Genomic DNA, 22330 nt, shown 5'->3' on the forward strand with positions numbered 1-22330 from the left:
GGCAACCGGCCTGTGACCTGCCGCGCCACGATCATCGCGTACCCGGGGGTTGTCGCAGACGCCTCGTAGGCTGGTTCTCATGTCCCAGCAGACGCCTGACGAACCCGAGGCCACCCCCCAGGCTGGGGACGGCGGGGCCGCGGACGCGTCCTCGACGCCGCAGGCCACGCCCGCACAGCGCCCCACCGGCCGGGCGTCGGTCGGCCGTGCCTCGGTGACGCCACCCCCGGGCGGCTTCGCCAACCTGCCCACCGGCCCCTATCCGTCAGTCGGCGGGTCATCGGGCGACAAGGGCACGCCGTCCGCGCGCGTCTACGGCCGTGCCGCCTCCAGTGGCTCGTCGGATGGCAAGGCTGCGGACGACAAGGCGGCGGGCCGCGGTGCCGCCGCACGGGCCACGACCGGGCGGGCCGCGGTGCCGACCGGACCGTCGGGCTCGGCGCGGCCGTCGTCCGCCTCGTCGCGCGGGCGCGGCGCGAGCTCGGCGCGGGTGCCGGTGGCGGGCGCCGGCAACACGTACGGCGCCGCCAAGAAGAAGATCCAGCCCAAGTGGGGCCGGATCGCGCTGGTCGCCGTGATCGCGCTCGCGCTGTGCGGCGGGCTCGGCCTGGGCGGCGCATGGCTCTACGCCAAGAGCGTCGAGGGCGACCTGGCCCGCACCGACCCCTTCTCGGCGCTCACCGGCGGCCGGCCGGAGAAGGTCAACGGCAGCCAGAACATCCTGCTGGTGGGCAGCGACTCGCGAGACCCGGACGCGCCCACCGACCAGGGCGGGCAGTGGCGCACCGACACCATGATCATCATGCACATCCCGTCCTCCCAGGACCGGGCCTACCTCATCTCGCTGCCTCGAGACCTGCACGTCTACATCCCGAAGGACGCGTCCGCGACCGACTGCGGCACCCGCAAGGCGAAGCTGAACGCCGCGTACGCGTTCGGCGGCATGCCGCTGCTGGTGAAGACGGTCGAGTGCTACACGTCGGTGCGGATGGACCACGTGATGCTGATCGACTTCGGCGGCTTCACCGAGGTGGTCGACGCGGTCGGCGGCGTGGACATGAAGATCGAGAAAACCATCACCTCGATCCACAAGCCCAAGCGCACCTTCACCAAGGGCACCATGCACCTCAACGGCGCGGAGGCGCTGGACTACGCGCGCCAGCGCAAGCAGTTCCCCGACGGCGACTTCGCCCGCATGCGGCACCAGCAGCAGCTGCTCAAGGCCCTGCTGGACAAGGCCGCCAGCGGCGGCATCCTGACCAGCCCGAGCAAGCTCAACGACTTCCTCGGGGCGGTCACCAGCGCGGTCACGGTCGACCAGGAGTTCAAGCTGATCGACATGGCCATCCAGTTCCGCGGCATCCGCAGCGACGACCTGATCTTCCTGACCAGCCCGCACAAGGGCAGCCAGATGGTCGGCGGGGAGAGCGTGGTCGTCTCCGACAAGGAGAAGGCCATCGCCCTGTACGAGGCGGTCGGCAAGGACGCCATGAAGCAGTGGTACGAGACCAACGTCAGCCCGCCGCCGTCGCCGTCTGTCAATAACTAGCAACGAAAATTACTCACAAATCGGTCTAAATCCATCCGATTTGGTCTATGCGTCCTCGCGGTGTCGCAGGCCGAGCTATTACAGTGGCCCGGTCTACGACTCACCAGACCCCCGGGGGGACGCGTGGCGAACAAGCAGCGGCGAGGCGGTGCGAGCAACACCGTGCCGAGCCAGCGGAGTCGCCGGCAGTCCGCGGACCCCTATGCGGACGCCTACGACGAGCCCGCCGGCCGAAAGACCGGGCACTCCCTGAGCAAGGGCAAGGCCAAGGGCAAGGGCCGGAAGAAGACGAAGCGCGCCGCCCCGCTCTGGGCGAAGCTGACGCTGACCGTCGGCGCCCTGCTGATGATGGTGGCCGGCGGCGCGATCGTCGGCATCAGGTCGTTCGAGGGCAACCTCACGGAGAACGTCTCCGTGGTCGACGTCCTGGGCGACGCGGGCAAGGTCGACAGCGGCCCGGCGGGCAACGACCTCAAGGGCCCGATCGACATGCTGCTGCTCGGCATCGACACGCGTGCCACCCAGGACGTCGACAACGCCCGCGCGGACACCGTGCTGCTGCTGCACATCCCGGCCACGCACGACCAGGCCTACCTGATGTCGATCCCGCGTGACACCCAGGTCGACATCCCGAGCAACCCGAAGACCAAGTACGGCGGCGGCAGCGACAAGATCAACGCGGCCTTCTACTTCGGCGCGCAGAACGGTGGCGGCCGCGCCGGCGGGCTGGCCCTGACCGCGAAGACGGTCACCAAGCTGACCGGTGTCACCTTCGACGGCGCAGCCGTCATCGACTTCGGCGGCTTCAAGAAGATCATCGACGCCCTGGGCACGGTGAACGTCTGCGTCGAGGAAGACACCAAGTCCAGCCACTACTTCATGATCGACGGCAAGCCGAAGTACGTCGCCGGCTCGGGCAGCGACAACAAGTCGGTGGAGCACAGACTCGGCCTGATCGGCAAGGAGTACGTGCACAAGAAGGGCTGCCGGGAGAAGCCGGGCTGGGAGGCCCTGGACTACTCGCGCATCCGCAAGTCGCTCGACGACGGCGACTACGGCCGCCAGCGCCACCAGCAGCAGCTGATCAAGGCGATGGCGAAGAAGGCCGGCTCGAGCGGCGTGCTCACCGACCTCGACAAGATCAACGCCCTGATGAAGGCCGTCGGCGAGTCCATGATCCTGGACACGCACGGGGTGCCGCTGATCGACTTCATGTTCTCCCTGAAGGATCTGGCCGGGGCCGACCTCGTGCTGCTGAAGACGAACGCGGGTTGGTACAACAGCTCGGGCAGCGGCGGTGAGGCGATCAGCTCCAGCACGATGCAGATGTTCCGGGCCGCCAAGAACGACACCCTGGGGCAGTTCACGCTGCTCAACCCCGAGTTCGTGAACAGGGAGAAGTGACCGCGCCCCCACCACGGCGACCGACACGACGCACCGGACCTGGAAAGCCACGTGGCCACATCGACCCTCGACACCGACGAGCAGCACGGCACGACTCCGCTGCAGGACCCGGAACAGGCCCCCGAACAGGGTGACGCGGACCCGCCCGCTGCCGAGACCCCCGAACGCGAGAAGCGACGCCGCGCACCGCTGGCGGCCAAGCTGGCGATCACGTTCGGCGCATTGCTGATGATGACCTCCGGGACGGCGATCATCGGGGTCAAGTCGGTCGTCGGCAACCTCGAGAGCAGCATCCAGGTGTCCCGCAGCGACGACCTCGTGGACCCGGAGGCCTCGGCCGAGCCCGCCGCGCCGACAGGCAAGGCGTTCGTCGGGGCCTTCAACATCCTGCTGCTGGGCATCGACACGCGCGAGGGCCAGGAGGCGACGAACGCCCGCTCCGACACCATCCTGATCCTGCACGTGTCGCAGAACCACGACCAGGCGTACCTGATGTCGGTGCCGCGCGACACGGACGTCCCCGGCACCGACCAGCGCATCAACGGCGCGTTCACGAACGGGCTGGGCAGCAAGGGTGACTGGCGGGGCGGGCTGAAGTCGGCGGCCAAGGCCATCAGCAAGCTGACCGGCGGCATGACGTTCGAGGCGGCGGCGGTCATCGACTTCGGCGGCTTCAAGACGTTCATCGACGCGCTCGGCACGGTGCCCATGTGCGTGGAAGCGCCGACCAAGTCGATTCACCACTTCGTCGTCAAGGGCCAGCCGAGATACATCGGCGGCATCGCGAACGACCACGAGGCGGACAGCTACGCCCGCCGCACCGGCAACCCGCGGTTCCTGCACCAGCCGGGCTGCTCGGAGATGGCGGGCTGGCAGGCCCTGGACTACGCGCGCCAGCGTTACCTGCCGGACGACTCCGGTGACTACGGCCGCCAGCGCCACCAGCAGCAGCTGATCAAGGCGATGGCGAAGAAGGCCGGTTCCGTCGGCGTGCTGACCGACTTCGGCAAGGTCAACGAGCTGATCTCCGCGGTGGGCAAGTCCATGCTGCTCAGCCTGCCCCAGGGGATGGGCGTCACCGACTTCCTGTTCACCATGAAGGACCTGGCGGGCACCGACCTCGTGCTGCTCAAGACCAATGCGGGCACCTACGAGAGCGTCATGGTCAACGGCGAGTACCAGGGCGAGGGCCTCGACAAGACGACCAAGGACATGTTCCGCGCCGCGAAGAATGACAAACTGGGCAACTTCGTGTTTCTGCACCCTGAGGTCGTCAACAACGAGAAGTAATTTCGGATTCAACGCCTCCCGGAGTGAGCGGTCCATACGCTGAGAGTGAGGATTTCTTGCTCCCGGGGAGGCGGCATGGCCAGCTCCGTGTGGCGTTCCGACGGCGGCGGGAGGGATTCGACCCGGATCACCGGCGTCGGCTGGCCTCCCCCCACGGCGGCCGCACCCGGGCACGCCTCGCCTCGATCCGGACTCGGCTGGCCGGAGACCGCACGCGAGCGCCGCAACACCCACCACGCCGCCCGGGCGTTTCGCACGACGAGCCCGCCGGTCCCGCCGCGCCGCCGTACCCGGCGCTGGCCCCAGGCGCTGGCCGCGATCCTGGTGGGTCTGGTGCTGCTGGCCGGCGGCGGGCTCGTCGCCGGGCAGGCACTGGTCCACCGTTACGAGTCGAGCATCAGCCGCGACGTGCTGCTCGATCCGAGCGCCCGGGACACCGGCGACGCATACGTGGGCTGGCGCCGGCTCAGCGGCCCGCTGAACTACCTGCTCATCGGCTCCGACCTGCGCTCGGCCAACCCGGACGCGGGGCAGCGCTCGGACACCATCCTCGTCGTCCAGGTGGATCGCGAGCTGAACCACGCCTACGTCATCTCGATTCCGCGTGACCTGCGGGTGGAGATCCCCGCCTTCGGCGGCACCGCGTTCGGCGGGGCGCGGCAGCGCATCAACGCGGCGTTCGAGTTCGGCGGCGGCGGCAGCGGTGGGGTGCAGCTGCTGTCGGCCACCCTGACCCAGCTCACCGGGATGCGCTTCGACGGCGCCGCGGTGGTCGACTTCGGCGGGTTCACCCAGGTCATCGACAGCCTCGGCGGGGTGAACATGTGCGTCGACACCGAGCTGCGATCGATCCACACCAAGCGCCTGTTCACCGTCGGCTGCCGGCAGATGAACGGTGCGGAGGCACTGGACTACTCGCGGCAGCGCTACGGTCTGCCCGGCGGCGACTTCGACCGGCAGCGCCACCAGCAGCAGCTGGTGAAGGCGATCCTGAGCAAGGCGCTGGACAGCGGGGTCACCCGCAATCCGGTCAAGCTGGACCAGTTCATCCGCGGCATCGGGCACTCGCTGACCCTCGACACCGGTGAGGCAACACTGACCGATCTGATCGTTGCGCTGCGCAACATCCGGCCCGACTCGCTCACCGGGATCCGCGTGCCGTCATACGTGCAGAGTGTCGGCGGGGTGTCGTACGTGCTGCTGCGGGACGGGGCCGAGGACCTGTTCCGCGCCATGCGCGACGCCGACCTGGCCACCTGGGTGCAGCAGCATCCGGAATGGGTCAACTCGATCTGACCTCTACATGCGGAGCCCGCTACGCGGCCTTAACCGGTCGTCCAGCCTCCGCTGCGCTCCGGCTGTACACCGGACGGCCACTCCGACGGGCTCCTGAGCCGAGCCTGACCTCTACACTTGCAGGCGTGTTCGCTGCGCAGATCCCCACCGCCACCGTTGCCGAGGTGCCCGCCGGCGCCTTCCTGCTCGACGTCCGCGAGGACGACGAGTGGGCCGCCGGCCACGCGCCCGAGGCTGTCCACCTGCCCATGATGCAGATCCCGACCCGGATGTCCGAGGTGCCGCAGGACCGGGCGGTCTTCGTGCTCTGCCGGGTGGGCGGGCGCTCCGGACAGGTCGTGGCGTACCTGCGCCAGCAGGGCTGGGACAACGTCACCAACGTCGACGGAGGCATGATCGGCTGGGCCGCCGCGGGCCGCCCGGTGGTCACCGACGAGGGCCTGCCGCCGCAGATCATCTAGCCGTGCGCGAACGACCCGTCCCACCCGAGGAGAAGGCGTTGAGCCGCACCCCCGACCCGTCCCCGCTGGTGTTCGCCCACCGGGGGTCGTCGGCCGCGCTGCCCGAGCACACGCTCGGGGCGTACGCCCGTGCGCTGCGCGAGGGCGCCGACGGCGTCGAATGCGACGTGCGCCTGACCCGTGACGGGCACCTGGTCTGTGTGCACGACCGGCGGCTGGACCGGGTCAGCGACGGGCGCGGGCCGGTGGCCGCGTACACGCTGGCCCAGCTGCGGTCCTTCGACTTCGGGTCCTGGCACACCAGCGGGCAGCCGGCCGGCGTGCTGACACTGGAGGAGCTGCTCGACACGGCGCGCCAGGCCGGGCGGCCGGTGCGCCTGCTGATCGAGACCAAGCACCCCAACCGCTACGGCAAGGCGGTGGAGTACCGGCTGCGGGCGGTGCTGAACCGGCACGGCCTGACCAGCGCCTCCCCCGACGCGCCGGTGCGGGTGACGGTCATGTCGTTCTCCCCGCTGGCGGTGCGCCGTTCTCGCGAGCTGCTGCCGACGCTGCCCACGGTGCAGCTGATGGACCTGCTGCCACCGGGGCTGCGGATCCGGCGGCTGCCGTTCGGCACCCGCATCGCAGGACCCGGTCTGGAGCTGGTGCGGCGGCGGCCCGACCTGGTGCGGCGGCTGAAGGCCGGCGGCCAGCAGGTCTACGTGTGGACCGTCAACGCCACGGACGACGTGGACCTGCTGCTCAAGCTGGGGGTCGACGGCATCATCACGGACCGCCCGGCAGAGGTGCTGGCACACCTCGGTCGTTGAATCATCACTGATCGGTCACAGCGCTGGCGCGCACCGGCTCCGGCAGGCAGGATCCTGCATGTGGAGGTGGCGTACCGCGAGCTGACGCTGGGCATCGCCGCGCTCATCAACGACCCCGTGACCGGCCGTGGCGGCCTGCCGGCCCTCGACCGCCTGCTGCACCTCGGCCAGTACGCGCTGGGCGTGCCCGGCATGGCCCTGTCCGAGCTGCACGACTCCGGCGGCGCGGGCCGCGTCATCGCCGCGACCGGCAGCGCCGACTGGGCGCTGGGCCGCCCGGTCCAGCCCGAGGTCGTGACCGCGGTGCTGCGTCCCGGCCCGACCACCTATCGGGTGGAGCTGGACGCCATCGACGACGCGGCCTCCGACCAGATGGTGTCGCTGGGCAGCCGGTGGATCCTGCTGCACCGGATCGACATCGACGGGCGCACACCCGCCGTGCTGGGCGCGTTCATGCCGGACGACCGGCCGGCCGGCCCGGATCAGCTCGCGGTGATGGCCCTGCTCGGGGCGACCGTGGGCCGCCTCTACACCGAGCGGGCCGGGCTGCCGGTGCAGCACGCCGGGGACGATCTGGCCGACCGCGAGCTGTTCATCGCCGTCACCAGCCACGAGCTGCGCACGCCGGTCACCGTCATCAAGGGGTACGCGGACACGCTGCGCGACCACTGGAGCCAGCTCGACGAGAAGGCCCGCCGCGAGGCGGCCCGGGTGATCGGTCAGCGCAGCGACGAGCTGGCCCGCCTGGTCGACCGGCTGCTGGCGGCGAGCACCGACACGGCGGTCGGCACCCTGTCGCCCGGCCCGTTCGACCTCGTCGAAGCACTTCGCCACGCGGCGGCGAACCTGCCCGCCGATCTGCGCCGCCGGTTCCGGCTGGAACTGCCCGAGCGGTTGCCGCTGGCCTACGGGGACCGCGCCACCATCCCGAACGTGCTCACCGAGCTGGCCACCAACGCCGACAAGTACTCCGCCCGCGAGCAGACCGTGGTGCTGACCGCCGGCGACGACCGGCGCACGGTGTTCTTCCAGGTACTCGATCGGGGGATAGGGATCGCCCCCGAACAGGTTCACCAGGTGTTCGAGCGGTTCTGGCAGGCGGACAGCGGCGACGGACGGCGGTACGGTGGTGCCGGTCTGGGTCTTTATCTCGTCCGAAAGACTATTGAACGACAAAACGGATGGGTGTCCTTACGTCCCCGGGATGGGGGAGGTACGGTCGCAGAGGTACGGCTGCCGCGAGGTGACGTGAAGAGGGATGCACGCGCATCCGGGGAGGCATGATCGTGTCGATGGCTGTCGCTGAGCGAGCCTGGTGCGTGGTGGTGCCCCACCACGCGCGCGGCGCGCAGCAGGCGCGACACCGCCTCGCCGCCGCCCTCGCCGGAGCCGTCACACCGTCCCTGCTCGCCGATGTCGTCTCGGTCGCCGCGGAGCTGGTCGGCAATGCCGTGCGCCACGCCGAGCCGCTCCCGGGCGGGGTGGTCCGGCTCGCCTGGCGACTGCGCACCGTCGAAGCCAAGCAGGTCATCGAGGTCCGCGTGACCGACGGCGGGGCGCAGCAGCTGCCCCGGCCCCGCACGGCGGGAGCCGAGGACCCGGACGGCCGGGGCCTCACCATCGTCGATGCGCTCGCCGTCCGGTGGGGTGTCGAGCGGGACGGTCTCGGGCAGAGCGTCTGGGCGGAACTAAGCTGACCGGTGATCCGACGCCGAGCTTAGGAACGGTCGATGAGTAAGAAGAATCGCCTCGAGAAGAAGCAGCAGCCCAAGCAGCCGAAGGTGCGTGACGTCTTCGTGGCCCGCCCGTTCGCGGGACTGGCCGCCGAGACCGAGCTGGTGGCGCTGCGCGAGCTGGTGCCCGCGGCGACCGCCCCGCTCACCCTGGCCCCGGACTACGTCGAGAAGTACGGCGACCGGAAGGTCACACTGGCCACCATCCTGCCGATGGCGTGGCCCGCGCTCACCAAGCCCGACGGCCGCATCCTGCTCGGCCTGCAGCGGCACGAGCGCTCCGGCGACGTGAACCGCGACCTGGCGGTGGCGCTGCTGTGCGCACTAGAGGGCGAGCCCGGCGCGCCGGTGAACGTGCCCCCGCTGCCCGGTGAGGGTCCGCGCCTCGCGGACCTGCTCGTCGACGCGCCGCTGGAGATCACGGTGCACGACGGCTTCGACTTCTGGCTCGACGCCGACCAGGAGCGTGACGCCGAGGTGTCCGCGTCGCTGGACGCCGCCAACGCCTCGGTCTACCCCACCGTGCGGATGGCGGCCGCGCCCGCCGCGTACTGGTGCCGGGTGCCGGAGAAGTCGCACGTGCGCTGGGTGCTGCCCGACAGCGAGGACGTGGCACTGAACGCGCTGGCCCGGCTCAGCGCGGCGGGCGAGCTCAAGCTCACCGAGGAGACCAAGTTCGCCGGCATGTTCCGGGCGCACGGCCTGCTCGTCCCGGTGTGGGACCTGCCCTCGGCCCCCGAGGCCGGGGCCTGGGAGGAGTCGCTGGCCGCGGTCGCGGCACGGTACGCCGCGGCGAAGGCCGACGACTCCCCGCTCACGCCGGACCAGCGCCGCGCGCGGCAGGGCCTGCTCGGCCGCCAGCTCACCCTGCGCTGACCTGCCCTTTCACGTACGTTTACGCCCGCCCGTGCTGCTCCGGTGGCACGGGCGGTGCCGTGTCCCACGATGTGCTCACCCCACGTGCGACGGGCACGTGAGAATCACGCCGTCGCGTGGACGGCGGACCGGCCGCATGAGCCCCAGGGAATGAAGCTGAATCGGACATTCATCCATTCATTCGTGCTGAGTGCCAGATTTGTCCCCTGACACATCGATGAGCGAACACGTACGGTAAGGGACACCTAACTCAATGCGTGTCTGTTCCACCCGGAGGCACACCATGACCGTCTATCCCGATCGTGCGCCCTTCCTGCGCCCGACCTTCGGACGCTCCCCGAGCCTGCCGGTGCCGTCAGGACCAGACACCGCCCAGCCGCCCGCCTCCCCGGTGGACTGGGCCCGCCGCCGCCGCGCCGACCGCGCCGTGCGGCGCATGTCGGCCGCCGAGGACCGCGCGGTGCACCGCCTCGGCCGCGACTGGCACGTCATCGAGTGGCCGCACGCCCTGCTCACGAGTCAGGCACCGGCCGCCGCCCCGGCCAAGCCCCAGCCTTCCAACGCAGGCTTCCTGGCCATCGGTCCCGGCGGCATCTTCAGCGTCTGCATCGCGCAGCACGGGCGCAGCCGCGTGCTCATCGCCGGTGACGTGGTGCAGATCAGCGGCCGCCGGCCGCCGTACATCTCGCAGGCCAGGCGGGACGCCAAGCGCGCCGCCAAGGCCATCTCCGCCGCGGTCGGCCAGGACATCAAGGTCTTCGCCGTGCTCGCGTTCGTCGGCAGTGGACCCATCAGCGTCAACGGCCTGCCCAAGGAATGCATCGTCACCTCGTATCGCGAGCTCGACAAGGTGCTCGACTCCACCGGCCGGCGGATCACCGGCACGACCGCCGAGAAGCTGTCGCAGGTGGCCCGCAACCCCGCGATCTGGGTCAATCAGCCATACGCCGCGGGCAGCGGTTACACCTGGCATCCGGAGGGTGCGACCCCCGGTGACAAGGGCACTGCGCGCGGGTAACGTGAGCAGCGATGACCCACATCGAGCTCTCCCTCTCCCCGTTGGAGCCGATCGCCGTCGACCCGCTGCACAGCTGGTCGGTCCCGGTTTCCTCGGCTGAGGAGTCGTGTTTGGTCATCGACGCCGACGGTGTCATCGTCGCCGCCTCCACGCCCTGGGTCCGGCTGCTCTCGGTGGAGCGCCCCAGTGAGCTGGCCGGCCACCACGTGCTCAACGTGCTGTGCCTGATCGACTTCACCGCCGCCGGCAACGAGCTGGGAGAAGCAGAGCGCGAGCAGATCCCCCCACTGCTCGCGCTCACCTCCAAGCGGCCCGCGCGCGGCCTGCTGCGGGTGCGCGCGCCGCAGGGGGCGCCCAGCCGCACCCTCGACGCCGTGGCCACCCCGTTGTGGCAGGGCGGCCAGGTCGTCGGCTCGCTGAGCTTCTTCGCCGCGGTATGACCGCGGGTACGGCCGACGCGCGCTAGTCTCGTTGCCCATGCCCCTGCGTCCAACCCGTCCGTCCAACCCGGCCCTGCCCCTCGCCACCGCGTGCCTGGTCGGCGCGGCTCTGCTCAGCGGCTGCGGCGTGCCGCCCGAGCTGCAGCCCAGACCCGACACCGTGCCGCAGCCGTCCGGGTCACCCGGTGCGGCGACCCTGCTCCCCAGCCCCAGCCTGCCGCCCAGCTTCAGCCTGCCGCCCTCGGCCCCGCCGAGCAGCCCCGGCCCCTTCCCCGAACTGACCGTCACCGACTGCCAGGGCCGCCCCTCCGGCGAACAGGTCGTCGCCGCCGTGCGCCGCAAGTCGTCGATCCTGCCGGCCTCGGGCACGATCACCGTGACGAGGCCGCCCGTCTGCGCCGGCACCTGGCAGTACACCGAGCTCACCGTGCCCGGCCGGGAGCCGCTGCAGGTCGTCACCAAGGGCGCGCCCACGGCGCTCGATCTGGTCACCGCGGGCACCGACATCTGCACGGTCGAGGTGCGCAACTTCGCCCCACCCGGCATCCGCATCGCCGCCGGCTGCTAGCAAGGGAGGAACGGCAAGGACCAGGGCAGCGACCACAACCGCATTCGGCCGCCGACCGCACCCGCCAGGAGCGGAAGTCCGCGCAGCGGACGAGCGACCGGCGGGTAAGGGAGGCTTCCGAGGCCGAACGCCGTGGGCGCGGAGGCGGCCACCAGCAGTTCAGCCGAATGCCGCGCCCGCGGAGGAGGGCGCCAGTGGCTACGCTGGGGCCATGCCTGGAGTCCCGCCCACTCGCTTCGTCTATCTCGGCCCCGAGAGCACCTTCGCCGAGCAGGCACTGCTCACGATCCCGGCAGCCGAGCGGGGAATCCGGACGCCGGCCCGCAGCGTTCCCGAGGCACTGGAGGCCGTGCGGGCAGGTGACGCCGACTCGGCGCTCGTGCCGTGGGAGAACTCGATCGGCGGCGCGGTCGGCGTGACCCTGGACGAACTGGTCGACGGCGACCCGCTGGTGATCACCCGCGAGGTGGTCATCCCGGTGGAGTTCGTGCTCGCCGCCCGGTCGACCACCGCGCTGGCCGACGTGCGGTCGATCGCGGCGCATCCGCAGGCGTCCACCCAGTGCCGCGGCTGGCTGCGGGCGTACGCGCCGGACGCGACGGTGGTCGACGTGCTGTCGAACGGGGCCGCGGCGGCGGGGGTGGCCGCGGGTGACTTCGACGCCGCGATCTGCGCGCCGATCGCCATCCAGCGGTTCGGCCTGCGCCGGCTCGCCGACAAGATCGCCGACCACCCGGACGCCGCGACGCGCTTCGTGCTGCTGTCCCGGCCGGGCACGCCGCCGGACCCGACCGGCAACGACCTCACCTCGCTTGCCGTGTGGATCTCCCACGACCGGGTCGGGGCGCTGCTGGCGGTCCTGACCGAGCTGGCCGTCCGCGGGGTGAACCTGACCCGGATCGAGTCCCGCCCGACCGGCGAGCGGCTCGGCCGCTACGTTTTCTTCCTCGACTGCACCGGTCACGTCGCTGAGGCACGGGTCGGCGAGGCGCTGCAGGGCCTGCGGCGGATCTGCGCCGGGGTGCGCTTCCTCGGCTCGTACCCCCGGGCGGGCATGCCCGGCGCGGCCCCGGAGCGGCCGGTGCCGCCGCCGGCCGGACTGTCCGACCCGGACTACACCGACGCCGCCGCCTGGCTGGGCCGGCTGCGCCGGGGCGAGCTGTCCTGACCATGCCGGTCGAGATGAGCCGGGAACGCTTCGAGGAGCTGGTCGCCGACGCCCTCGACGAGGTCCCGCAGGAGCTGCTCAACCTGATGCGCAACGTCGTCATCCTGGTGGAGGACGAATCGCCGCCCGGCGAGCCCGAGCTGCTCGGCCTGTACGAGGGTCACGCGCTCACCGCCCGCGGCTGGGACTACGCCGGGGTGCTGCCCGACCGGATCACCATCTACCGCCACCCGATCCTGCGGATCTGCGACACCGACGACGACGTCGTCGAGGAGGTCGCGGTCACCGTGGTGCACGAGATCGCGCACCACTTCGGCATCGACGACGACCGCCTGCACGAGCTCGGCTGGGGCTGACGCTGCGGATACCCCGTGATTTCCCCGATCTTCACCCTGACCTTTGCCGGTGAGTCACCAACACGACGCTGTTTCTTGTGCAGGTCAACTACGCTCGGTGCGTTTCTCCGCCCCCGTTCTATGGAGGATGACGACATGCAGAGCGCACTCTTCGCTGCCGAGAACCTGGAGAAGGAGTCCGCGACTCCTGGTCTGACGCTGCAGAACTCGAAGATGCTGAAGATCGAGCTTAACGGCGAGGTCATGGCGCGCACCGGTGCGATGGTTGCCTACCAGGGCCAGGTGCAGTTCCAGGCGCTCGGCTCCGGTGGCGCGGCCAAGTGGCTCAAGAGCAAGATCACCGGTGAAGGTGTGCCGCTGATGAAGCTGACCGGCCGTGGTGACGTGTTCCTGGCCGACCGGGCCTCCGACGTGCACCTGATCGACCTGGGTCCCGGCGACGCCCTCAGCGTCAACGGCACCAACGTGCTGGCCTTCGAGTCGACGCTGAACTACGACATCAAGATGGTCCAGGGCATGGGCATGTTCTCCGCGGCCGGCCTGTTCAACTGCGTCTTCTCGGGCCAGGGCCGGATCGCCATCACCACCAAGGGCACCCCGGTCGTGCTGACCGTGGACGCGCCCACCTACGCCGACCCCCAGGCGGCGATCTGCTGGTCGGCCAACCTGCAGACCGGTTACCACCGCGCCGAGCAGCTGGGCATCGGCACGCTGCTGGGCCGCAGCACGGGTGAGGCCTTCACCATGAGCTTCCAGGGCCAGGGCTTCGTCGTGGTGCAGCCGTCCGAGGAGCCCCCGGCGGGCATCGCCGGCGGCAGCGGCGGCCAGCAGCAGCAGGGCGGCCTGCTGGGCGGCCTGCTCGGCCAGTGAGCAGGCGCACGGGTTCGTGACGGCAGGCTCCTCCTTCGGGAGGGGCCTGCTTTTTCATCTGTGCGTGGCATGATGCGCCCATGTCCGAGGAACTCGATGTGTTGGAGTTCGGCCCGGCCACGGCTGCTCCGGCGACCCGCCGCCGCCCCGGCTGGCGTGCGATGACGACAGACACCCGGTTGACCACCGGCCTCGCCGTGCTCGGCGGCGCGGCGGCGGTCGCGTCACTGGTGGGCGAGTGGCAGATCATCGACACCACCCGCTCCGGCGACGAGTACTTCGCCAGCATTCCGCACGTGACCAACTCGGTCTGGGCGGCCACCGGCGGCACGCCCTACCTGGGCGGGCTGATGCTGCTCGGCGCGGCCACCGCGGTGGCGCTGTTCGGTCCGGTCGCGGCACGGGCGACCGCGCGGGTGGCCGCGCTCGGCACCTCGGCCGTGCTGGTCATGGTGCTCGCGGCTGCGGCGAGCGTGCTCAGCTCGACCAGCGAGCTGCCGCGCACCTTCGGCGGGTTCATGAACTCCGAGCTGCTCTCGCGCTTCAGTTCCAGTCCCGGCCGCGGCATGTGGGCGGCGCTCGCCGCCGTGGCCCTGCTGGGGCTCGCCATGCTGTCCGCGCACCGGCACGAGCCCGCGCCGGCGGTCGGCCGCCATGCCGCGGTCGAGGACGCCGAGCGCGACGACCACGGGTCGGGCGACATCGAATTGACGGTCACCACCGCCGCGCCGTTCTTACGGCAATACTGACGCGAAGCTCCGAACGCGGGCCGGTACGCTTTTCGACGTGATTGATCTGCGTCTGCTCCGCGAGGACCCCGAGACCGTACGAGCCAGCCAGCGCCTGCGCGGCGACTCGGTCGACTCCGTCGACGACCTGCTGCGCGCCGACGAGGCGAGGCGGTCCGCGGTGGCGTCCTTCGAGGCGCTGCGGGGTGAGCAGAAGCAGCTCGGCAAGCAGATGCCGAAGGCCGTCGGCGACGAGAAGGCCGCGCTGCTGGCCCGCACCAAGGACCTCGCCGCCGAGGTGAAGGCGGCCGAGGCCGCGGTCAACGAGGCCGAGCAGGTGCTGCGGGCCGCGCAGTTCGCCATCGCGAACGTGGTGCAGGAGGGCGCGCCCGGCGGCGGCGAGGACGACTACGTCGTGCTGCGCGAGGTCGGCGACCGTCCGGTCTTCGACAACCCGCGCGACCACCTGGCCCTGGGCGAGCTGCTCGGCGCCATCGACACCGAGCGCGGCGCGAAGGTGTCGGGCGCCCGCTTCTACTACATGACCGGGGTTGGCGCGCTGCTGCAGCTCGGCCTGCTGCAGATGGGCCTGTGGCAGTCGGTGGAGGCAGGGTTCACCCCGATGATCCCGCCGGTGCTGGTCAAGCCGGAGTCGATGGAGGGCACCGGCTTCCTCGGCTCGCACGCGGCCGAGGTCTACCACCTGCCCGCCGACGACCTCTACCTGGTCGGCACGAGCGAGGTGCCGCTGGCGGCGTACCACAAGGACGAGATCCTGAACCTGGCCGCCGGGCCGCAGCGTTATGCCGGCTGGTCGAGCTGCTTCCGCCGCGAGGCGGGCTCGTACGGCAAGGACACCCGCGGCATCATCCGGGTGCACCAGTTCGACAAGGTCGAGATGTTCTCGTACTGCGACCCGGCGGAGGCCGCCGAGGAGCACCTGCGCCTGCTGGCGTGGGAGGAGGAGATGCTCGGCAAGCTGGAGCTGGCCTACCGGGTGATCGACGTGGCCGCGGGCGACCTCGGCTCGTCGGCGGCGCGCAAGTTCGACTGCGAGGCCTGGCTGCCCACCCAGAACCGGTACATGGAGGTCACCTCGACCTCCAACTGCACCACGTTCCAGGCGCGCCGCCTGAACACCCGCTTCCGCGACGCCGACGGCCGCACGCAGACCGCCGCGACGCTCAACGGCACGCTGGCCACCACGCGCATGCTCGTGGCGCTCCTGGAGCAGCACCAGCAGCCGGACGGCTCGGTGCGGGTGCCCAAGGCGCTGCAGCCGTTCGTGGGTGGCCGCGACGTGCTGGAGCCCGCCAAGGCAGGGTCCTGAACGGCGTGCCCGACCACGGGGGTTCGGGGCACGTCGAGGTGCCGGTACGCAACGCGGCCGTCGAGCCGCGCAGTGACGGGCTGCGGCCGCGCGGGCTGCCGAAGCTGGTCGCCACCGACCTGGACGGCACCGTCGTCCGGTCGGACGAGACCGTCAGCGGGTTCACCCACGCCGTCTTCGACCGGGTGCGCGCGGCCGGGGTGCCCATCGTGGGCGCCACCGGCCGCGGCCCCCGGCTGGAGGAGCTGAGCCGGGTCGATCTACCGCACGCGGACCTGCTGGTGCTGGGCGGCGGCGGGCGGGTGCTGGACCTGCGCGACCCGTCCGCGCCGCGGGTGCTGCGGGACGCGCGGCTGCCCGGACCGGTCGTCGCCGGGCTGGTCGAGGCGCTGGAGAACCGGCTCGGGCCGGTGAAGCTGCTGGTCGAGGTGCTGGACGCGCAGCGGGCGCCGCTGTGGGGCGACGAGGTCGACGACTGGCCCTACCCGGACGACCTGAAGTTCCGGCCGCGCGAGGAATCGCTCTGCTACGACGTGATCAAGGCGTTCGTGAAGACCGACGACACGGACTCCGACACGCTGCTGCGTACGGCACGGAGCCTGGTCGCGCCCGAGGTGGCCGCGTTCACCCACTCCGGCCTGGGCTGGGTCGAGATCACGCCGCCCGGGGTCGACAAGGCGACCGGGCTGGCCGTGGTCGCCGCCGAACTGGGCATCGACCCCGCCGACGTGCTGGTCTTCGGCGACATGCCGAACGACATCCCGATGTTCGAGTGGGCCGGCCACCGGGTGGCCGTGGCCAACGCCCACCCGGAGGTGCTGGCCCTGGCCGACGAGGTCACCCTCTCCAACGACCGCGACGGCGTCGCCGTCTACCTCGACGAACTCCTCAAACGCGCGGCCTGACCCATCCGGCCGGTCCGGCCGGATGGGTCAGGTGGGTCAGCTGGGGTCAGAGGTACTGGCCGGTGCTGGTGGACTTGCCGGGCTCGGCGTGCGTGCCGGGCGGCAGGGCGGGCATGTTGCGCATGTGTTCGAGCTGCATGCGGGCCGCCATCTGCTGGGCCACCAGGGCCGCCTGGATGCCGTGGAAGAGGCCCTCCAGCCAGCCGACCAGCTGCGCCTGCGCGATGCGCAGCTCGGACTCCGACGGGGTCGCGCCCTCGGTGAAGTCGACGGAGATCCGTTCCAGCTCGTCGCGCAGCTCGGGGGAGAGACCGTCCTCCAGCTCGACGATCGAGCGGCGGTGTATCTCCACCAGGCGCTGGCGGCCGGCCTCGTCGAGCGGCGCCGCGCGCACCTCCTCCAGCAACTGTTTGATCATGCTGCCGATACGCATGACCTTGGCCGGCTGCTCGATGAGGCGGCTCGGATCCTCCTCGCGCCCGGTGGCGCCGTCAGGGTTGACCTCGACCGTGCCGATGGGCTGTCCATCCGGACCGACGACCACGACACTCTTCTCCTCGGGATGCTGCTGGCTCACCGCGACCTCCTCAGCGTCGAACCCACCCATCCTAGATCCCAAGACACAGGCCCATGTTGATCATTGACGGGAGTGCCAGGACACGGTAGAACGCCACAGTGGGTCATAAGACCGCGCGCCCACAGGTTTGGCGTCACCCCCCCCACGGCCGTGCCACGGGCACGCGCGTCCGGCCGAATGTCACTCTGGAGGACACATTGGACGGCCTTGACCGTCGCAGACTGCTCGGTCTGCTGACCGGCGTCGGCGTTGCGGGCGTGACCGGCGGCCTGGCGGCCTGCTCGAGCGCTGGCACGCCCAGCGAGCGCAGCGGCGTCAGCATCGGTCTCCTGGTCCCCGCCACCGGAGCGAACAAGGAGGTCGGCGCCGACCTGGAGCTGGGCTTCAAGCTCTACCTCGACCTGCACGACGGCAAGCTCGGCGGCCGCCCGGTGCGCATCGAGGTGGAGGACGAGGGCGAGAGCACCAAGTCCGGCGCCGCCGCACTGGAGAACCTGTACAAGGCCCAGGTGCTCGCCGTGGTGGGCGTCGCCAACCCGGATCTGCTGCCCTTCGTCCGCGACCGGGTCGAGGAGGCGAAGGTGCCGCTGCTGGCCGCGCACGCCTCGCCGGCCGAGATGCCCAGCGCCCCGTACATCTGGCGCACCTCCTACCTCACCGACGAGCCGGCTCTCGCCATCGCCCACTACCTGCGTCGCCGCCTCGGCAACGGCAGCGGCCGGGTCAGCCTCATCACCGTGCCCGGCACCGCCGGCGCGGAGCTGATGCTCGGCTTCACCAGTGTCTACGGCAGCGGTGCGCAGGACCCCATCACGGTGAAGAGCGGCATCAAGCCGACCATCGGCGACTACGCGCAGTACGCGGGGGAGATCGCCAACCGGAACCCCAGGGCGATCTTCTGCAACCTGCCGAGTTCGCACATCGTCAAGTTCATGGACGCGCTCAGCCAGGCGGGGCTCAAGCCGGGCAGCGACGTCGAGCTCTACGCCCCCGGCGCGATCGCCGAGGGCAAGGCGCTCGACGAGCTCACCGACGGCGCCCGCGGGCTCTACACCGCCATGCACTACTCGGCCGATCTCAACAATCTGGCCAACCACACGTTCTCGTCGTTGTTCCAGTCCAAGTTCCAGCGCTCCCCCACGGCGTTCGCGGTCGCCGCGTACGACGCCGCGGCGGTGCTCGACCAGGCGCTGACGCTGGCCGGCGACGGCACGCTCAGCGCGCCGAAGGTCAACACGCTGCTGTCGAACGTCGGCCAGGTGATCAGCCCCCGGGGTAACTGGCAGTTCAACCAGCAGCGATCCCCGCAGCAGAAGTGGTACCTGCGCAAGGTCGAGAAGGACGGCCCCATCCTGTCGAACGTGCTGATCAGCGACCTCGCTACCCTCGGGTAGTGCAGTTGGACGACGTTGACCAGCGAATTATCTCCGCGCTCCTGAGCGATGCGCGCACCACGTACGCCGAGATCGGCATGGTGGTGTCGCTGTCAGCGCCAGCCGTCAAGCGGCGGGTGGACCGGCTGCGCTCCGGTGGGGTGATCAAGGGCTTCACCGCCGTGGTGGACCCGGCGGCGGTGGGTGGCGGCACGGAGGCCTTCGTCGAGCTGTTCTGCACCGGGCGCACCACGCCCGCGCAGATCACGCAGGCCACCCGCCGCCACCCCGAGGTGGTCGGGGCGTACACCGTCTCGGGCGAGGCCGACGCGCTGGTGCACCTGCGCGCGGCCGACATCTCGCACCTGGAGCAGGCGCTGGAGCGGCTCCGCGCGGAGCCCTTCATCACCAGCACCCGCAGCATGATCGTCCTGTCCCGCCTGGTCGACTGACCACGTCCGGCCCGGCCCTGTCCGGGCCGGACGGCGCTGCTTCGATGCCGACGGGAGCCGCAGGCATGATCCGCGCGTCGAAGACGGGCATGAGACGAAGCGTGCTCTGCCTGCTCACCACGTTGTCCCTGGCCGGCTGCACGGCCGGCGGCGGCGCGATCGCGGACCGCCCGGCTCCCGGCCCCGCACCGTTGCTGCGCCTGGTGTCGTACGACACCTGTGACGACCTGCTGGAGTCGGTGCGCGAAGCGGCCAAACGCGTGGTGACCCCCTGGGGCCTGCCCGGCGGCGACTGGGGGTTTCGTGTGCTGGCCGCCCAGCCGGCCACGGCGGACGCCGCGCGGGCGGGCGGGGACGGCGCCGCCAAGTCCTACTCCGGCACCAACACGCACGAGGCGGGGGTCGACGAGCCGGACATCGTGAAGACCGACGGCCGGCGCATCGTGACCGTGCTCGGCGACACGCTGCGGGTCATCGACGCGACGAGCCGTCGAGCGACCGGTTCGCTGCACCTCGGCAACGGCCTGCACCAGCTCTTCCTGCAGGGCGACCGCGCGCTCGTGCTCACCTCCATGCAAGGCATGGCCTACGGCGGCATCGCGGACGCCCGGATGCCCGGACGGGGCGGCCCGTCCTCGACCCGGCTCCGGCTGGTCGACCTGGTCGGCGAGCCCCGGTTCACCGGTCAGTACGAGGTCGGCGCCGAGCTGACCGACGCCCGGCTCGCCGGCGGCACCGCCCGCGTGGTGGTCACCTCCCACCCGATGATCGACTTCACCTGGCTGGAGAAGGGCACCGACGCGGAGCGCGTCGCGGCCAACAGGAAGGTCATCGACAGCACGCCGCTGGAGCGGTGGCTGCCCGCGTACACCGCCGACGGGACCGGTGGGCGGCTCGACTGCGGGCAGGTCAGCAGGCCCGCCGAGTTCAGCGGGACCTCGCTGGTGACGGTGCTCAGCTTCGACCTGAACCGCCCGGTGCTGGGCGACGGCCTGCCGGCGGCGGTGCTCGCCGACGCCCGCACCGTGTACGGCACCGGCGGAAACCTGTACCTCGCCCACGACGAGGGCTGGAAGGGCGAGCAGGCGAAGGACCGCACCGAGCTGTACCAGTTCGACGTCTCCGGGCCGCGCCCGGTCTTCGCCGCGTCCGGCAGCGTGCCGGGCTGGCTGCTCAACCAGTACTCGCTGAGCGAGCACGAGGGCGTGCTGCGGGTGGCCACCACCACCGGGCAGCAGTGGCAGCGGCCGCGGGAGCAGAGCAGCGAGTCCGCGGTGTACACGCTGCGCCGCAACGGCGGGCAGCTCCAGCCGCTGGGCAGGCTCGGCGGGCTGGGCAAGGGGGAGCGGATCCACGCCGTGCGCTTCCTCGGCCCCACCGGCTACGTCGTCACGTTTCGGCAGACCGACCCGCTCTACGCGATCGACCTGCGCGACCCGGCCCGTCCGGTGCTCGCCGGGGAGCTGAAGATCCCGGGATACAGCAGCTACCTGCACCCCGTCGCCGACGGCCGCCTCATCGGGGTGGGCCAGGACGCGACCGACCAGGGCCGGGTGACCGGGCTGCAGGTGTCGCTGTTCGACGTCGGCGGCGCGGACCCGAAGCGGCTGGACCAGGAGAAGATCCCGCACGGCTGGAGCGAGGCCGAGTACGACCCGCACGCGTTCCTCTACTGGCCGGCGACCGGGCTGCTCGTTGTTCCGTACGCCGCGTACGACCAGCGGGAGCGCACCGGTGCCCTGCTGTTCCGGGTGGGCCCCGGCTCGCTGGAGAAGGCCGGCGAGGTGAACCCGGGCGGCTACCCGCGCCGCAGCCTCGTCATCGACGACACGCTCTGGGTCGTGTCGGACACCGTGGCCGTGGCCACCACCCTGTCCGGCACCGCCGAACTGGCCCGAGTCGCACTCTGACGCGCACAAATGAAGATCCCGGCAGGCCGCGATAACTCCGCGGCCTGCCGGGGACAGTCAGTTCAGCCGATCAGAGGTACTGGCCGATGCGGGCCTCGGGGATGTTGCCCGCGGGCTTGTCGCCCTCGCCGAAGAAGCGCTTGCCGCCGAACTCGCCGTGCAGCCGGTCGTCCAGCTCGTCGGCCAGCCCCGTCATCACCTGGATCGCCAGGGCCAGGTGGCTGGCCTGGAAGTCGCGGCCGAACACCGGGATCGAGGCCCAGACCGTGCCGGCGGTGCAGTAGAGCCGGCCGATCGGCATGCGGTTGGTCAGCTCGGACAGCTTCACGAACAGCTTCTCGGTCGGCTCGATGTCGGTCAGCACCGGCGAGAACACGTCGATCAGCGGCGGGTTCTCGCGGACACGCACGAACACCATCGCCGAACCGGCCCGGATGCCGATGTCACCGTCACCGTCCACCTGGAGCTCGTCCGGGTCGGACTTGAGCATCGCGGAGACCACGATGCGCACCCGGTCGCCCAGGTCCAGCCCGCTGGCGTCGAGCGAGTCGATCGAGGGCAGGAACGCGTCCACCGTCGACTCGTGCCGCGCGGTGCCCAGCGGCTCGATGGCGACCGGCTCCTCCTCACGGTCGTGCGCCTCGTAGACCAGGAACGCGGGGTGCGGGGCACCGTACACGTCGCGCAGCGTCCGCGTGATCACGTTCGCGAGCCCGTCGGACACCCCGGTCATGCCGAAGTTCTCCCGCGACCCGGCCATCACGCCCGGCGGCGACCAGCCCAGCGCGACCATCGCCGCGATCGCGGGTCGCTCCAGCCGGAACCCGTCCGGCAGGTTCGCGTTGCTGACCGCCCGCGCCTGCAGCGACCCGTCGTCCAGGCACTCCACGCTCACGCCGTACACGGCGGAGCCGGTGCCCGACGCGGTCGGGTCCAGGGCCAGTTCCAGTTCACTGCCGACCGGCAGCGTCGGCAGGGCCGCGGCCAGGGCTCTGGCGAACTCCCGCCACGCCTCGGCGACCTTGGCATGCAGGTCAGCAGTGGTGGGTTCGTCGAGCAGCCCGGCCTCCGCCAGGCCAGGGTTCGACAGTTCCGACATGGGTGCGCCTCCTCGTCGAACCTGGCCTATCCCGGCACGCCGTCGGACAAACCTGGGTTCTCTGTCACCGAGACACTACCGACCGGAAGCGCATTCGCGTAGTCGGCCTTTCGAC

At 71.1% G+C, this 22330-nt stretch carries 23 protein-coding genes; 21 read left to right on the forward strand and 2 right to left on the reverse strand.

The window, feature by feature from the left end; translation table 11 throughout:
• Positions 1–79: 79 nt before the first annotated feature.
• The 18 genes from HAV39_RS07555 (at position 80) to HAV39_RS07640 (ending at position 16804) form a co-directional block, all read left to right on the forward strand.
• On the forward strand, positions 80–1549 hold the full coding sequence (locus tag HAV39_RS07555) for an LCP family protein (protein ID WP_191838478.1): 1470 nt from the start codon (positions 80–82) through the stop codon (positions 1547–1549).
• Between the two features lie 123 nt (positions 1550–1672).
• A complete protein-coding gene (locus HAV39_RS07560; RefSeq protein ID WP_239120458.1) occupies positions 1673–2953 on the forward strand; it encodes an LCP family protein in 1281 nt (426 codons plus the stop codon).
• Between the two features lie 51 nt (positions 2954–3004).
• Positions 3005–4243: an LCP family protein gene (locus HAV39_RS07565; protein ID WP_191838479.1), complete on the forward strand. Its 1239-nt coding sequence runs from the start codon at positions 3005–3007 to the stop codon at positions 4241–4243.
• Between the two features lie 75 nt (positions 4244–4318).
• Positions 4319–5539 (forward strand): LCP family protein, encoded by a 1221-nt coding sequence (locus HAV39_RS07570; RefSeq protein ID WP_191838480.1) that lies wholly within the window; start codon positions 4319–4321, stop codon positions 5537–5539.
• A 125-nt stretch (positions 5540–5664) separates the two neighbouring features.
• On the forward strand, positions 5665–6000 hold the full coding sequence (locus tag HAV39_RS07575; protein ID WP_191838481.1) for a rhodanese-like domain-containing protein: 336 nt from the start codon (positions 5665–5667) through the stop codon (positions 5998–6000).
• A 38-nt stretch (positions 6001–6038) separates the two neighbouring features.
• Positions 6039–6812, forward strand: a complete 774-nt coding sequence (locus tag HAV39_RS07580) for a glycerophosphodiester phosphodiesterase (RefSeq protein WP_239120470.1) — start codon at positions 6039–6041, stop codon at positions 6810–6812.
• 60 nt (positions 6813–6872) lie between these two features.
• On the forward strand, positions 6873–8096 hold the full coding sequence (locus HAV39_RS07585) for a sensor histidine kinase (RefSeq protein WP_239120457.1): 1224 nt from the start codon (positions 6873–6875) through the stop codon (positions 8094–8096).
• 8 nt (positions 8097–8104) lie between these two features.
• Positions 8105–8509, forward strand: a complete 405-nt coding sequence (locus HAV39_RS07590) for an ATP-binding protein (protein ID WP_308440465.1) — start codon at positions 8105–8107, stop codon at positions 8507–8509.
• A gap of 33 nt (positions 8510–8542) precedes the next feature.
• Positions 8543–9421 (forward strand): DUF5926 family protein, encoded by an 879-nt coding sequence (locus tag HAV39_RS07595; protein WP_120317686.1) that lies wholly within the window; start codon positions 8543–8545, stop codon positions 9419–9421.
• Between the two features lie 283 nt (positions 9422–9704).
• Entirely contained in the window at positions 9705–10439 is a 735-nt protein-coding gene (locus tag HAV39_RS07600) for a hypothetical protein (RefSeq protein WP_239120456.1), read from the forward strand.
• Between the two features lie 11 nt (positions 10440–10450).
• Positions 10451–10879 (forward strand): transcriptional regulator, encoded by a 429-nt coding sequence (locus HAV39_RS07605; RefSeq protein ID WP_120317685.1) that lies wholly within the window; start codon positions 10451–10453, stop codon positions 10877–10879.
• A gap of 37 nt (positions 10880–10916) precedes the next feature.
• Complete coding sequence (locus HAV39_RS07610) at positions 10917–11447, forward strand: hypothetical protein (RefSeq protein ID WP_191838482.1); 531 nt, start codon at positions 10917–10919, stop codon at positions 11445–11447.
• Positions 11448–11658: 211 nt separating this feature from the next.
• A complete protein-coding gene (gene pheA / locus HAV39_RS07615) occupies positions 11659–12615 on the forward strand; it encodes a prephenate dehydratase (RefSeq protein WP_191838483.1) in 957 nt (318 codons plus the stop codon).
• 2 nt (positions 12616–12617) lie between these two features.
• On the forward strand, positions 12618–12971 hold the full coding sequence (locus HAV39_RS07620) for a metallopeptidase family protein (protein WP_191838484.1): 354 nt from the start codon (positions 12618–12620) through the stop codon (positions 12969–12971).
• Positions 12972–13106: 135 nt separating this feature from the next.
• Positions 13107–13841, forward strand: a complete 735-nt coding sequence (locus HAV39_RS07625) for an AIM24 family protein (RefSeq protein ID WP_120317681.1) — start codon at positions 13107–13109, stop codon at positions 13839–13841.
• Positions 13842–13921: 80 nt separating this feature from the next.
• On the forward strand, positions 13922–14590 hold the full coding sequence (locus tag HAV39_RS07630) for a hypothetical protein (RefSeq protein WP_191838485.1): 669 nt from the start codon (positions 13922–13924) through the stop codon (positions 14588–14590).
• 37 nt (positions 14591–14627) lie between these two features.
• Positions 14628–15899, forward strand: a complete 1272-nt coding sequence (serS, locus tag HAV39_RS07635; RefSeq protein WP_120317679.1) for a serine--tRNA ligase — start codon at positions 14628–14630, stop codon at positions 15897–15899.
• 80 nt (positions 15900–15979) lie between these two features.
• Positions 15980–16804, forward strand: coding sequence for an HAD family hydrolase (locus HAV39_RS07640; protein ID WP_191838732.1), 825 nt, complete (start codon positions 15980–15982; stop codon positions 16802–16804).
• 46 nt (positions 16805–16850) lie between these two features.
• Here HAV39_RS07640 and HAV39_RS07645 read toward each other — a convergent pair whose 3' ends face one another.
• Positions 16851–17381: a bacterial proteasome activator family protein gene (locus HAV39_RS07645; RefSeq protein ID WP_373311699.1), complete on the reverse strand. Its 531-nt coding sequence runs from the start codon at positions 17379–17381 to the stop codon at positions 16851–16853.
• 197 nt (positions 17382–17578) lie between these two features.
• Between HAV39_RS07645 and HAV39_RS07650 the strand changes: the two genes are divergently transcribed.
• The 3 genes from HAV39_RS07650 to HAV39_RS07660 all read left to right on the forward strand — a co-directional run bounded on the left by HAV39_RS07650 (position 17579) and on the right by HAV39_RS07660 (position 21116).
• A complete protein-coding gene (locus HAV39_RS07650) occupies positions 17579–18775 on the forward strand; it encodes an ABC transporter substrate-binding protein (RefSeq protein ID WP_191838486.1) in 1197 nt (398 codons plus the stop codon).
• Positions 18775–19206: an Lrp/AsnC family transcriptional regulator gene (locus tag HAV39_RS07655; protein WP_120317676.1), complete on the forward strand. Its 432-nt coding sequence runs from the start codon at positions 18775–18777 to the stop codon at positions 19204–19206. Before HAV39_RS07650 ends, HAV39_RS07655 begins: the two co-directional genes overlap by 1 nt.
• 89 nt (positions 19207–19295) lie before the next feature.
• A complete protein-coding gene (locus HAV39_RS07660; RefSeq protein WP_239120455.1) occupies positions 19296–21116 on the forward strand; it encodes a beta-propeller domain-containing protein in 1821 nt (606 codons plus the stop codon).
• A 70-nt stretch (positions 21117–21186) separates the two neighbouring features.
• Here HAV39_RS07660 and HAV39_RS07665 read toward each other — a convergent pair whose 3' ends face one another.
• Positions 21187–22215, reverse strand: a complete 1029-nt coding sequence (locus tag HAV39_RS07665) for a T3SS (YopN, CesT) and YbjN peptide-binding chaperone 1 (RefSeq protein WP_191838487.1) — start codon at positions 22213–22215, stop codon at positions 21187–21189.
• Between the last annotated feature and the right edge of the window lie 115 nt (positions 22216–22330).

Source organism: Catellatospora chokoriensis, from assembly GCF_011297315.1.
Taxonomy (GTDB): Bacteria; Actinomycetota; Actinomycetes; order Mycobacteriales; family Micromonosporaceae; genus Catellatospora; species Catellatospora citrea.